Here is a 13,567-nt window from a genome sequence, read left to right on the forward strand (position 1 = left end):
ATTTAATGAATTATTTATAATTTTAATGTACAATATAGATGCACACAGAGAGAGGAGGTGAGAAAAATGGTGTATAAGATTTTACGTTATGTCATAGCCTTATTGGTTGGGATTATGGGCTATATGTTGACGGACAATTTCATGCCGGTTTGGGAACCGATTATTGATGTGAAGTTCTGGACAATGGGCTTCTTCGGTGTTTCCATAATCAAGATTTTAGCACTCGCCTTGGGCGGTTTAATCGGTGCTTTAATCGGCTTTGTAATCGCTTTGCCGATTATTAATCAAGGTTTAAAACTGGCCAGAAGAATTGAAAGTCTCTTATCGCGTGTACCTAACCAGGAATTAATGGCCGGCACAGCCGGATTACTTTTTGGACTTATAATAGCAAATCTTATTGGCTTGGCATTCTATCGCGTTCCGATTATCGGTTCGTACATTCCTATTATTTTAAGCGCCATCTTCGGTTATATCGGGATGCGTTTGGCGTCGCGCAAAGGGCCGGAGCTCTATGCTAACTGGCTGCAAAGTCGCACGGTGGCAAAAGACAAGAAGAAAGAAGTCGCGCCCAGAGAAAGCGAGCAGCTTACAGTGCCGACTATTTCTGAATTTGAATCTGAATCGTTGTCCGTAGCAAAATTATTGGATACGTCGGTTATTATTGACGGTCGTATTGCTGAATTGTGTGAAACGGGCTTTTTGGAAGGGCCTTTGGTAGTGCCTTTATTCGTGCTTGAAGAATTGCAACATATTTCCGATTCAGCCGATGTGTTGAAGCGTAATCGCGGTCGTCGCGGGCTCGATATTTTGCAAAGCATGCAACAAAAAGAGGTCATCGCTATTAAAGTAATTGCCGATGATTTTGAGGATATTACGGAAGTAGACTCCAAATTGATGCGGCTTGCTTTAGACAAAAAGTGGAAAATTGTAACTAATGATTTTAACTTGAACAAAGTAGCCAGCTTGCAAGGTATTGAAGTGCTTAATTTGAATGATTTGGCGAATGCTTTAAAACCGGCTATGATTCCGGGCGAATGGATTCGCGTTCAGGTTATTAAAGAAGGTAAGGAAGATAACCAAGGTGTGGCCTATCTCGATGACGGTACGATGATCGTTATTGAAAACGGCGCGCAGTATGTGGATACGTCCATTGATGTTATGGTTACTTCCGTATTGCAGACCAGTGCGGGCCGCATGATTTTTGCGAGAGCGAAAGGAACTAAAGAATGATCAGCTGTATTTTATTAGCCGCCGGAGCGGGTAAACGCATGCGGTGTGAAGCTAACAAAATATTTTTACGACTGGGAAAATATTCCGTGTTGCAATGGAACTTACATCATATGGCAAAAGTCGCTGATATTTCGGAAGTTATTATCGTAGCTGCCGCCGGTGAGGAGTCCTGTATTGCCGACGAAGTGGCGAAGATGGGTGAATTACCGTGGCAGCCGCGTATTGTGCAGGGCGGCGCTGAGCGACAAGACTCGGTGCGAGCCGGCACATTGGCGGTCAGTGATGAGGCTCATATTATATTGGTTCATGACGGTGCCAGACCGATGGCTAAGCCGGAACTCTTTATGTCGGTGGCCAAAGCGGCCGAAGCTCATGGCGCAGCCGTAGCAGCGGTGCCGGTTATCGATACGATTAAACGGGTATCCGATGATTTATTGGTTAAGGAGACTTTGAAACGCAGTGAGCTATATGCCGTGCAAACACCGCAAGGTTTTCAAAAAGAGTGGCTTTTGGCGGCGCAAGCCTATGCGGCGGAGACGAACTATATGGGGACTGATGATGTGTCTTTGGTAGAGCATCAAGGGAAACCGGTTCATATCGTCATGAGTGATTATACGAATTGCAAGCTTACAACCCCTGAGGACATTGTAAGAGCTAAACAATATTTAGGAGTGACAGAACCTATGATGCGAGTAGGCTTCGGTTATGATGTACATCGATTTAAAACAGGTCGACCTTGTATTTTGGGCGGTGTACAAATCGAGAGTGAGTTCGGCCCTGACGGGCACAGTGATGCGGATGTTTTAATTCACGCGCTAATGGATGCCTTACTCGGCGCGGCCGGTTTACCTGATATCGGGTACTGGTTCCCGCCGGAAGATGATGTGTTCAAAGGCATTTCCAGTATGGAATTATTGCGCCGTGTTATAAATGTACTACACGAAAAAGGATTTAAGGCGTATAATGTAGATGTTATGGTCATTGCAGAAGCACCTAAATTAAAGCCTCATATTGGGGCGATGAAAGAAAATCTGGCCGGAGCTTTGGGCATCGGTGAAGATTTTGTCAGTGTAAAAGCGACGACTCATGAGAAAATGGGAGCATTCGGTCGCCTGGAAGGGTTGGCGGCTCAAGCGGTAGTTACCCTTTACCAAGAAGCTTAAGTGATGGCTCACCATAATTATAAACACAGTATTATACAGTAAAGGAGCGGATATAATCATGGCAAAGATGAAGGTACGATTTGCACCGAGTCCAACAGGACCATTCCATATCGGCGGTGCTCGTTCAGCCCTTTTCAACTGGCTATTGGCACGTAAAGAAGGAGGTACATTCCTTCTTCGTATTGAAGATACAGACTTGGCGCGTTCGACGCGTGAAAGCGAAGAGAACATTAAAGCCGCTCTTAAATGGCTCGGCATGGATTGGGATGAAGGTATCGACGTAGGCGGTGAAAACGGACCGTATCGTCAGACCGAACGTCTCGATATTTATAAAGAAGTAACACAACGCTTGCTCGATGAAGGTAAAGCGTATCCTTGTTACTGTACTGAAGAAGAATTGGAAGCAGAACGTCAGGCTCAGTTGGAACGCGGTGAAACGCCTAAATACAATGGTCATTGCAGTCATTTGACGGAAGAACAAATCGCAGCCTATGAAAAAGAAGGTCGCAAACACACTATTCGTTTGCGTGTGCCTTTAAATCAGACGATTGCCTTTGATGACATGGTTCGCGGCCATGTATCCTTCGAATCCAATGGTGTAGGCGACTTTGTTATTGTTAAATCCGACGGTATTCCGGTATATAACTATGCCGTTGTTGTGGATGACCATACCATGGAAGTTACCCATGTAATTCGTGCGGAAGAACATCTTTCCAATACACCTCGTCAAATTGCCATCTATAATGCCTTGGGCTGGGACGTGCCGACATTCGGTCACATTTCCTTGATTCTCGGTAAGGATTACAAGAAGATGAGTAAACGTCACGGTGCTACGTCCGTTGATCAATATCGTCAACTCGGTTACTTACCGGAAGCCATCGACAACTTCTTGGCCTTACTTGGGTGGGCGCCGGACGGTGAACAGGAATTATTTACGCAGGAAGAGTTGATCCAAAACTTCTCCATGGACCGCGTAGCTAAGAATCCGGCCGTATTCGATATCGATAAATTGAACTGGATTAACTTCAACTACATGAAGAATTTATCCGATGAAGAATTATATGAATTATGCTTACCGCACCTTCAAGAAGCCGGTTATGCTTCGGCTAATCCGGATGAAGCGGAAAAGGCTAAGCTCATCATGCTCTGCGTATGCTTAAAAGATCACATCAGCTTTGGTGCTCAGATTAAAGAAGAAGCAAAACTAATTTTTGAAGACATTCAGGCTCCGGATGCCGAACACGCTGAAGAAATTAAAGCGGTATTGGCGGAAGAAACTTGTCCGACTGTGCTCAATGCATTCCGTGCAGCCGTAGCCGATTTGGATGAAATTACGCCGGAAATCGTTAAAGCAACGATTAAGGGGATTATGAAAGAAACCAAATTGAAAGGGAAATTCGTATTTATGCCGATTCGTATTGCTACGACCGGTCAGATGCACGGCCCTGATTTGAACTATATTATCACCTTGTTCGGTAAAGAAAAGACATTAGCTCGACTTGATGCAGCCATCAGTCAGTTGTAATTGATTATATTGGGTAATAGGTTAACATCCTTTATTATTAGTCAATTTTTTTGAATACGGGAGGTTTCCTCCCGTATTCTTTTTTATATTCTTTCTTTTTTTAAAGGAGGCTATAATATGGAATCTATGGTTGAACGTTTTTTGCGGTACACTAAAACAAACACGCGCTCTGATGAAGCAGCCACTTCCGTACCAAGTACTCAGACTCAGGTTGAGTTTGCGAAAGTATTGAAAGCTGATTTGGAAGCATTAGGTTTAAGTGATGTAAAAATCAACGAAAACAACGGGTTTGTAATTGGTGCTTTACCGGCTAATACTAACGACCAGGTACCGGCCGTCGGCTTTATTGCGCACATGGATACTGCCGATTATAATGCGGAAAATATCATTCCACGCCTTATTAAAGATTATGATGGGCAGGATATTTTGTTGAACGAAGCAAAAGGCATCTACAGCCGGGTAGCCGATTTCCCTAATTTAGCCAATTATAAAGGCAATACTTTAATTGTTACGGATGGTACAACACTTTTAGGCGGCGATGACAAAGCGGGTATCGTTGAAATCATGGAAGCGTTGCGTTATTTAAAAGAAAATCCGGACATTAAACACGGTCTTATTATGTGCGCCTTCGGGCCGGACGAAGAAATCGGTCGCGGTGCCGATTTATTTGATGTTAAAGACTTCCCGGTAGATTTTGCCTATACCATCGACGGTACCCGTCTTGGCGAATTGGAATATGAAACTTTCAATGCTTGTGCGGCTACCGTAGAATTGCACGGCGTTTCCGTTCATCCCGGTTCTGCTAAAAATACCATGATTAACTGCAATAAATTGGCCATGGAATTTGACCGCTTATTGCCGCAGGCAGCCGTTCCTGAATTAATGGAAAACTATGAAGGTTTTATCATGCTCGCCAGCAATGAAACGGGTGTGGAATCGGGTACGATGAAATACATCATTCGTGACCATGACCGTTCCTTTTTTGAAGCCAAAAAACAATTATTCGTATTGGCCGCCAAAGTATTAAACGAACGTTACGGCCGTGAAGTAGTAACATTGACACTTAAAGATCAATATTACAATATGTACGACATCATTAAAGACCATATGGAATGTGTAGACATTGCGAAAGCGGCTATGGAAAAAGCCGGTGTTAAACCGCTTATCCAACCAATCCGTGGCGGCACTGACGGTTCTAAAATTTCCTTCATGGGCATTCCGACACCTAACTTGTTTACCGGTGTGGAAAACCTTCACGGACCTCACGAATTCGCTTGTGTGGAACACATGGAATTAGCCGTTAAGACGATTATTAACATTGCTACAGCGGGCAAATAAGTAATTAACCGGAACCACTTGCACACGATTTAATTTTAGCCGTATAATTTGTATAGAATTAGTCGTAATACATTGACTTTATAAGGGTTTTATGGTATTATTCTCTATATATCGAATAAAATTGTTATTAAAGACGATGAACGAAAGAAGTACTTTGTGACTAACTTTACAGCGAGAACTAATTGGTGGAAGGGTTTAAGTATAGCCAGGGGAAATGCATTCGGGAGTTGACAGACTGAATAGAGTAGGTTTGTTCGGACACGCCCGTTATGCGTTTGAGAGAGTGCTATCAGTACTTAACAGAGTGGAACCGCGGGCCACCGTCTCTGTAATGAGATGGTGGCTTTTTTTATTTTTACGGAAGAGAGGCATCGGTAGCGATGAGAGAAATTAAAGTATACAATACGATGACAAGAGAAAAAGAAGTATTTAAGCCGGTAAAGGAGGGAGAAGCTAAGATTTACGTATGTGGCGTTACGCCATACAATCACCCTCACATCGGTAATGCTCGTCCTTTTGTTACTTGGGATGTAATTCGTCGCTATTTAGAGCACGTTGGCTATAAAGTGACGTATGTACAGAACTTCACGGATGTGGACGACAAAATTATCAACACATCCAATGGGGAAGGTGTGTCTTGGGATACGATTGCCAACCGCTATATCGATTCCTATTTTGAAGTAATGGATGCCCTTCATGTACGTCATGCCGATGTATATCCGCGCGTATCGGAACACATTGATGAAATCATCGACATGATTGCCACTTTGATTGAAAAAGGCTTTGCGTACGAATTAGACGGCGATGTATATTACAGTGTTGAAAAATTCGCCGACTACGGTAAATTGTCCGGTCGTACTTTGGATGACATGGAAGCAGGCGCACGCGTAGACGTAGATGACCGCAAACAGAATCCGATGGACTTTGCCCTTTGGAAAAGTGCTAAACCGGGTGAACCTTACTGGGAAAGCCCATGGGGCAACGGTCGTCCGGGCTGGCATATCGAATGCTCCACAATGAGTAACAAATACTTGGGTGAAGAATTCGACTTCCATGGTGGCGGTAGCGATTTGATTTTCCCTCACCATGAAAACGAAATTGCCCAGTCTGAAGGTTGCACCGGCCATCATCCATCCGTGCGCTACTGGTTGCACAATGGTTTCATTACCATTAACCAGGAAAAAATGAGTAAATCTTTGAACAACTTCTTCTTAGTTAAAGATATTTTGAAAGAATACAGTCCTGACGCACTTCGCTATTTCTTGATGAGCACGCATTATCGCAGCTCACTTGATTTCAGCGACGAACGTTTGGAAGAAGCCAATAAATCTTTGGAACGCATGACCACAGCGATTCAGAACCTTCTCTACTTGGAAAACCAGGAAGAAGGGGAATGTGATGATGAAGCAAAAGCATTACTCGATAATGCTCGCAAATATGCGGAAGAGTTTGAAGACGCTATGTCCGATGACTTTAACACAGCATTAGCGGGCGCACCGATGTTCGGTTTGGCAAAAGAAATCAACATTTACTACCAGGCCGTACAGAACTGCAACGGTAAAGTTTGCCATGAAACATTGGCTGAAGTACGTGATATCTTCAAGATGATGACTGATATCATCGGTATTTTGGAACAGGCTTGGGAAGGTCCTCAAGGTGGAGCCGGCGCTGAAGAATACGAACAGTTAATGCAGGTAATTTTGAATGTTCGTCAAAATGCCCGTGAACAAAAACTTTGGGACTTGGCCGATGCCATTCGTGATGAATTGGGCAATATCGGTATCGTAATTGAAGATTCGCCGCAAGGGGCACGGTGGAAGAAACGTGAACTTTAAGCGCTATCAATTTTTACGAGCCACGGCTATTGAAAAATTAAAAGCAACAACTACGCATGAGGGAATTGTACCGGCTGAAGCTGAGGATTCCCTCATGCTTGCCTATATAGGCGATGCGGTGTATTCCTTATATATCCGTGAGCGCATGACGGAAGCGGGCATTACGAAGGTTCAGGTGTTGCACAACCTTGTGACCGAATGCATCTGTGCCAAGGCACAATCGAAGGTTCTTCATGCATGGGAAACGGACGGTCATTTGACTGAGGCGGAGCAGCAGATAGCCAAACGAGCTAGAAACAGTAATGTACATGTGCCGAAAAGTGCTACGGTACAGGAATATCGTGCCAGTACAGCTTTTGAAGCGGTGCTCGGTTATTTATATCGCTCAGGCCAAAATGAGCGCTTGCAGACTTTGATGAAGGATGCGTTTCAGTACACTTTGGACAGCATGAGTTAGATGCGTTATGATAGAGTAAAGGAGAAATATCATGAGTGATTATATTGTAGGACGCAATGCGGTGCGTGAAGCTTTGCGGTCGGGACGAACCATTCAGCGTTTGTTTATTACGAATGATAAGGTGCAGGGCTCCTTACAGGAAATCATCGGGCTTGCCAAAGATAAAGGTATTGAATTGCGCCGCGTCGATGATAAACAGCTCAGTAAGTACGCTGACGGCGTGGTACATCAAGGTGTAGTGGCTTTAGCGGCACCGGTAAAATTTGCCGATTTAGGAGAAGTGCTTCAAAATTGGCCGTCTGATAAAGCGCCGCTTTTAATTTTGTTGGACGGCATTGAAGATCCCCACAACATGGGGGCCATTATTCGTACTGCCGAATGTTGCGGCGCTACGGCTGTTTTAATTCCGAAACGGCACACCGCGCCGATTAATGCAACGGTAGCCAAAACGTCGGCCGGCGCCTTGGAGTCCATTCCTTTAGTGCAGGTAGGCAATGTGGCCCAGACTATCGAAGAACTTAAGAAACAAGGGTTCTGGGTACTCGGTGCGCATATGGAAGGGCAGCAAACCCTATATCAGGCTGATTTAACCAGTCCTTTGGTACTTGTAATCGGCAATGAAGGTAAAGGGCTTAGCCGACTTACTAAAGAACGTTGTGATTTCCTCGTGACGATTCCTATGTATGGTCGTATTAATTCTTTAAATGCATCGGTAGCGGCGGCTATTTTGATGTATGAAGCAGTTCGGCAGCGTCAATAAAAGGAGTGAGGCTCCGACATGAGAGAAGATATTTTAATTGTTGACGGTTATAATGTTATATTTGCGTGGCCGGAACTAAAGAAGATTAGTAAAAGCTCCTTGGAGCATGCTCGGTCACGGATTAAACATATGCTTCAAAATTACGGTAAACATAAGGGGTACCGTGTAATTTTGGTTTTTGACGGAAAATATGCCCATCCCGGCAGTGCCGAAGAATTTGTTACGGACGATTTTATGGAAGTATACACGGTTGACGGGGAAACAGCGGATTCCTATATTGAACGGACTGTTTTCACTTTTAAAAACACCTATGCCAATGTATATGTATGCACCTCCGATTATGCGGAGCAGAGCCAAGTACTCGGTTTTGGCGCTTTGCGTATCTCCGCCCGTGAGTTAAAAGCCCAAGTTGAACGTGCTAAAATCGACGAACAGCGGTATTATAAAGGCATTCACAACCGCGACAGTTTGCAATTACAGCGTAATGAACTGGGACATCAAATTGATGGCGAAGTAGCCAAGCAGTGGGAAACCTTGCGTCGGGGCAAGAAATGACCTTGCAGAACCGAGGGCTATCAAGTATAATGAGAGATACATTAGTAAGGTTCTGCGAATCCGGCAGAGTGGGAGGTCGGCATGTGCGTTAATCCACGCGTAAATGATGAGTACCGTCGTTATGTAGATTTAACAGATGAACAAATTTGTAAATTAGCGCAAGAACAAGATGACCACTTAGCGGTGGACTATCTTGTGGATAAATATAAAAATTTTGTGCGTGCCAAGGCACGGTCTTATTTTTTAATCGGTGCAGATAAAGAGGACATTATCCAAGAGGGCATGATTGGCCTCTATAAAGCTACGCGCGATTTTAAAGGGGATCGACTGGCGTCGTTTAAGGCCTTTGCCGAGTTATGTGTAACGCGGCAAATTATTACGGCGATTAAGACGGCGACACGGCAAAAACATATTCCGCTCAATTCCTATATTTCGCTGAATAAGCCGATTTATGCGGATGAGACGGAACGAACCTTGATGGACGTATTAGTGGAAGGCCAGGGTACGGATCCTGAAGAACTTTTCATCAATCGGGAAGAATTTTCCGATATAGAAGAAAAAATAGGGTCCATATTAAGTGATTTGGAAGGCAAAGTGCTGATGGGGTATTTGGACGGCAAGTCCTATAATGAAATTGCCGCTGAATATCACCGCAGTGTGAAATCCATTGATAATGCTTTACAACGCGTAAAGCGTAAATTAGAAAAGTATTTGGAACATCGCAGTGAATTGGCGAAAAAGAATGAGCCTTAGGAAGGATGACAATTGTGAGAAATTTCTTGATGTTTGCAGAAGTGGTAGTTGCTATTTTATTGATTATGGTGGTTGTATTACAATCCAGTAAAAGTGCCGGTATGGGCGGCGCCGTAAGTGGTGCGGCTGATTCCGTATTTGGCGGTAAAGCGCGTGGTATCGACGGTTTATTGTCGAAATGCACTATCGTGTTGGGGATTATTTTTGCCATCTTGAGCTTATTCTTAGGGATTTACTTGAATCAATATTAATAGCTAGCCTGCCTTGTGCAGGCTTTTTTGGTAGGGGTATAAGGCTATGGAAGAGATGAAAGATAAGATTTTAGCGTTTTTTAAGGCCATTAGTCCGGAAGCGTATCACATTGAAGATGCGGCATATATTTTGGGCATAAAAGGGTCTGAAGAGTTGGAAGCCTTTATGGGAGATGTGGAGGCGCTGACCGAAGCGGGCTTATTAGAAGCACGGCCCGGCGACTATTACAAATTCATCGACAAGGCTGAAAAAACAGCATTAAAAATTGAGGAAGTAAGAGAGTTCGAAGGTACTTATAAGAGCCTTCGTAACGGCCGCGGTCTTGTTATTGACGAGACGGGGCAACATGAAGTAAATATCGGTGCCGGCGATCGCAACGGTGCCATGCATAATGATAAAGTTTTGGTCCATATTTTCCGCTTCGGTCGTATCGGCGAACAGCGCCATGAAGGCCGCGTGGAAAAAGTTATTCAACATGTGAACACATCCATTGTAGGTACGTATGATCGCCAACAGATGTTTGGCTTTGTAACGCCTGATGATGAACGTCTGGTTGATGATATTTATGTAGCTTTGCCTGATACTATGGAAGCACGCAGCGGAGCTAAAGTATTGGTAGAAATTACTCGTTGGCCTGATGCTAAAGGACGCCAGCCGGAAGGTAAAATTACGTCCATTTTAGGTTATAAAGGCGACGTCGGTGTGGATATTAACTGCGTAATGGCGCAGCATAAAATCCCGTTTTCATTCCCTGAGGCAGTTTTAAAAGAAGCAGATCGCGTCTCCTTTGATGTAGCACTTGGCGGTAAACGTCTTGATTTACGCGAAGTGCCGATGATTACGATTGACGGCGAAGACGCGAAAGACTTGGACGATGCGGTAAGTTGTAAACAGCTGGCCAATGGTCATTATAAATTAGGTGTTCATATTGCCGATGTAAGTCACTACGTGCGCGGCAATACACAGCTTGATAAAGAAGCGTATAAGCGCGGTACCAGTGTATATTTGGTTGACCGGGTTGTGCCGATGCTGCCGACTAAATTGTCCAACGGTATCTGCAGTCTCAATGCCAAAGAAGACCGCTATGCCATGAGCTGTATCATGGAAATCAACCATGCAGGCCGCGTGGTTGACTTTACCATCAGTCCGTCCGTTATTCGCGTGGACCGTCGTTGCAGCTATCCCGAAATATATAAAGCGTTGACTCAAAGCATCATTCCTGATGATTTGTTACCGTTGATGCCAATGGTTCACGAACTTCACGAAGTGGCGAAGATTTTAATTGCCATGCGTGAAAAATCCGGTGCCATTTCCTTTGAATTCCCTGAATACAAGATTCTATTGGCCGAAGATGGCACACCACTCAAGATTGTGCGTAAAGACCGTACAATTGCTGAAAAAATCATTGAAGCTTGTATGTTGATTGCCAATGAAACGGTAGCTTGTTACTTACGTGACACGCATAAACCGGGAATTTATCGTATTCATGAGCAACCAAGCGAAGAAAAGTTACAAGCTTTGCAGACGGTTGTTACCTATTTAGGCAAACCGTTCCATTTGGCTGACAGCCATGTTGAACCAAGAGATATTCAGAAATTCTTAGATAGTATAGCCGGTACCGACATTGAACCGATTGCGCAGATTATGACCTTGCGCTCCATGCAGCAGGCACGGTATTCTGCGGTCAATGTGGGCCACTTTGGTTTGGCATCCGCTTGTTATACCCATTTTACCTCGCCAATCCGTCGTTATCCGGACTTAATCGTTCATCGTTTGCTGAAAAAACGTTTGCACTGGGGCGATGGTTATAATAAATATGACGATATGGAAGATTACTTGGCGAAAGCGGCTGACCATTGTTCGATTCAGGAACAAATTGCCGTAGCTGCGGAACGCGATACAAATGATCTCAAAAAAGTTCAATACATGGAACCGTTTATCGGCGAAGTCTTTGACGGTAAAATCAGCTCAATTACATCCTTTGGCATGTTCGTTGAATTGGAAAACGGTATTGACGGCTTAGTTCATATTGCTACCATGGATGATGATTATTACTTCTTTGACGAAGAACATTTCTTATTGGTGGGCCGCCGAACCGGCAGAACCTATCATTTGGGTCAGGACGTGAAAGTAACACTCGTCAAAGCGGATAAAGATAAGAAGCAGATAGATTTCTTATTGGGTGAAGTGGATGCGCAGACTTTAATCGAAAAATCCTTGGCCGGTGAACATCGTCGTGCCGGTTTGGGCAGTCGCGGTATGCGTTCCGGCAAGTCCGGTAAAAACGGCAAAAACGGTAAAGCCGGTAAGAGCGGTAAGGGCTCTAAAGCTGAAAAGTCCGGCAAACGTGAAGAAAGCTCAAAAGACAGTAAGAATAGTAAACGTAAGAGCACAGACAGTAAATATAACTGGCAACGCGAATACGAAGATAATACGCCGGCGGCTTTTGCCAGATTTGCCAAAAAATCTAAGAGTAAAAAGCAGAGTAAAAAAGTAGGGCGCAAAAAGAAATCAGGTAAGAAAAAATAGCAGTACCGAAGTTTAGGAGGTAGTTTGTGAGTAAAACTAAGAAAGACAGTACCAGTTTAATCGCTGACAATCGTAAGGCAAGACATGATTATCACATTCATGAGACTTATGAAGCGGGGATTGCTTTAACCGGTACTGAAGTTAAGTCGATTCGCCAGGGCCGACTTAATCTGAAAGACAGTTATTGTGCCATTCAAAATGGTGAAATGTTTCTCTATCAGGCTCATATCAGCCCTTATGAACAAGGCAATCAGTTTAACCATGAACCAATGCGTACGCGCAAATTATTGATGCATCGCAGTGAAATACATAAATTGTTGGGGCAGGTGAAGGAAAAAGGTTTTTCCTTGGTGCCGCTCAATTTCCACTTCGCTCATGGCTTAATTAAGGTAACTGTTGGCCTTGTTACTGGTAAGAAAAACTACGATAAGCGTCAGGATATGGCTGAGCGTGATGCACAGCGCGATATTCGTCGCCGCATGAAAGAACAGAGCCGCGATTATTAAGGAATACAACTATATTAACCCAATTCTTTTAAGGATTAGGTCGTGTAGGGCAAAATAACGATTGAAGCAATATAAAGACGCCTTAAGGTGTAACTCTTTCTAGAGTGCACCGGCGGCGTCTAAATTAATGTCTGTTTTTTATTACCCTATTTTAGAGAAACGGTGCACTTGGCCAAAGGCTTATATATAAACCATTAGTTCAAAATTCGCCTTTTTGTTTGACAGTTATCCTGCAGTTGTTTATAATTAATCATGCACACATGGGGACGTAATGGTTTCGACAGGGGTGCGTGTATCATAGATAGCGAGTCGGCGTTCCATTTGGCCGTTAAACGGTGGGGCTTTTAAATTAAACGCAAAAGAAAACTTTGCATTAGCTGCATAAGCTACGTCTTACTCGGATCTGCCCGTGATCTGGGATAAGGCGTCAAACTACGGGCTCGCCTAATATATTTGCTCTAGTATAGTAGGTTAAACAACAGAGCTGGGCTAATATAGTTTGTCGTTGTACGAAAGTTAGCTAAGATCTAAAACAGCGTCTGCACTCGGAGAAGTCTGTGGGGCAACACTTTTGGACAGGGGTTCGATTCCCCTCGTCTCCACCATACTAAAATAAGGAGAGTCACTACTGATGGTGAACCGACCCCTTAAAGTTAGACCTAAA

At 44.0% G+C, this 13,567-nt stretch carries 12 protein-coding genes, 1 other RNA gene and 1 other annotated feature; all 13 genes read left to right on the forward strand.

Going from position 1 to position 13,567, the window contains the following annotated elements:
• Nucleotides 1–66: 66 nt before the first annotated feature.
• On the forward strand, nucleotides 67–1,230 hold the full coding sequence (locus E7204_RS08710; protein ID WP_295183688.1) for a PIN domain-containing protein: 1,164 nt from the start codon (nucleotides 67–69) through the stop codon (nucleotides 1,228–1,230).
• Nucleotides 1,227–2,393, forward strand: a complete 1,167-nt coding sequence (ispD, locus tag E7204_RS08715; protein ID WP_295183691.1) for a 2-C-methyl-D-erythritol 4-phosphate cytidylyltransferase — start codon at nucleotides 1,227–1,229, stop codon at nucleotides 2,391–2,393. Before E7204_RS08710 ends, ispD begins: the two co-directional genes overlap by 4 nt.
• Nucleotides 2,394–2,451: 58 nt before the next feature.
• The gene (gene gltX / locus E7204_RS08720; protein ID WP_295183694.1) at nucleotides 2,452–3,918 is read left to right on the forward strand and encodes a glutamate--tRNA ligase; all 1,467 of its coding nucleotides are present in this window, start codon (nucleotides 2,452–2,454) and stop codon (nucleotides 3,916–3,918) included.
• 117 nt (nucleotides 3,919–4,035) lie between these two features.
• Nucleotides 4,036–5,256: a peptidase T gene (gene pepT / locus E7204_RS08725; protein ID WP_295183697.1), complete on the forward strand. Its 1,221-nt coding sequence runs from the start codon at nucleotides 4,036–4,038 to the stop codon at nucleotides 5,254–5,256.
• A gap of 127 nt (nucleotides 5,257–5,383) precedes the next feature.
• Nucleotides 5,384–5,587: a binding site (T-box leader), on the forward strand.
• A gap of 49 nt (nucleotides 5,588–5,636) precedes the next feature.
• Entirely contained in the window at nucleotides 5,637–7,091 is a 1,455-nt protein-coding gene (gene cysS, locus E7204_RS08730; RefSeq protein WP_295183700.1) for a cysteine--tRNA ligase, read from the forward strand.
• A complete protein-coding gene (locus E7204_RS08735; RefSeq protein ID WP_295183703.1) occupies nucleotides 7,081–7,548 on the forward strand; it encodes a ribonuclease III domain-containing protein in 468 nt (155 codons plus the stop codon). The genes cysS and E7204_RS08735 overlap by 11 nt, the downstream gene beginning before the upstream one ends.
• A 31-nt stretch (nucleotides 7,549–7,579) precedes the next feature.
• Nucleotides 7,580–8,308, forward strand: a complete 729-nt coding sequence (gene rlmB, locus E7204_RS08740) for a 23S rRNA (guanosine(2251)-2'-O)-methyltransferase RlmB (RefSeq protein WP_295183705.1) — start codon at nucleotides 7,580–7,582, stop codon at nucleotides 8,306–8,308.
• Nucleotides 8,309–8,326: 18 nt separating this feature from the next.
• Nucleotides 8,327–8,863: an NYN domain-containing protein gene (locus tag E7204_RS08745; protein ID WP_295183709.1), complete on the forward strand. Its 537-nt coding sequence runs from the start codon at nucleotides 8,327–8,329 to the stop codon at nucleotides 8,861–8,863.
• An 81-nt stretch (nucleotides 8,864–8,944) separates the two neighbouring features.
• Nucleotides 8,945–9,616 carry an RNA polymerase sporulation sigma factor SigH gene (gene sigH, locus E7204_RS08750; protein WP_295183712.1) on the forward strand — a complete coding sequence of 224 codons (672 nt, stop codon included), beginning with the start codon at nucleotides 8,945–8,947 and terminating at the stop codon, nucleotides 9,614–9,616.
• Nucleotides 9,617–9,630: 14 nt separating this feature from the next.
• On the forward strand, nucleotides 9,631–9,867 hold the full coding sequence (secG, locus tag E7204_RS08755) for a preprotein translocase subunit SecG (protein ID WP_127058512.1): 237 nt from the start codon (nucleotides 9,631–9,633) through the stop codon (nucleotides 9,865–9,867).
• Nucleotides 9,868–9,913: 46 nt separating this feature from the next.
• Nucleotides 9,914–12,397 carry a ribonuclease R gene (rnr, locus tag E7204_RS08760; RefSeq protein WP_295183715.1) on the forward strand — a complete coding sequence of 828 codons (2,484 nt, stop codon included), beginning with the start codon at nucleotides 9,914–9,916 and terminating at the stop codon, nucleotides 12,395–12,397.
• Between the two features lie 26 nt (nucleotides 12,398–12,423).
• Complete coding sequence (gene smpB, locus E7204_RS08765) at nucleotides 12,424–12,903, forward strand: SsrA-binding protein SmpB (protein WP_295183719.1); 480 nt, start codon at nucleotides 12,424–12,426, stop codon at nucleotides 12,901–12,903.
• Nucleotides 12,904–13,165: 262 nt separating this feature from the next.
• Nucleotides 13,166–13,508, forward strand: a transfer-messenger RNA (tmRNA) gene (ssrA, locus tag E7204_RS08770).
• Nucleotides 13,509–13,567 lie beyond the last annotated feature (59 nt).

Origin of the sequence: Veillonella sp. (genome assembly GCF_015058545.1) — a bacterium.
Lineage (GTDB): Bacteria > Bacillota > Negativicutes > Veillonellales > Veillonellaceae > Veillonella_A.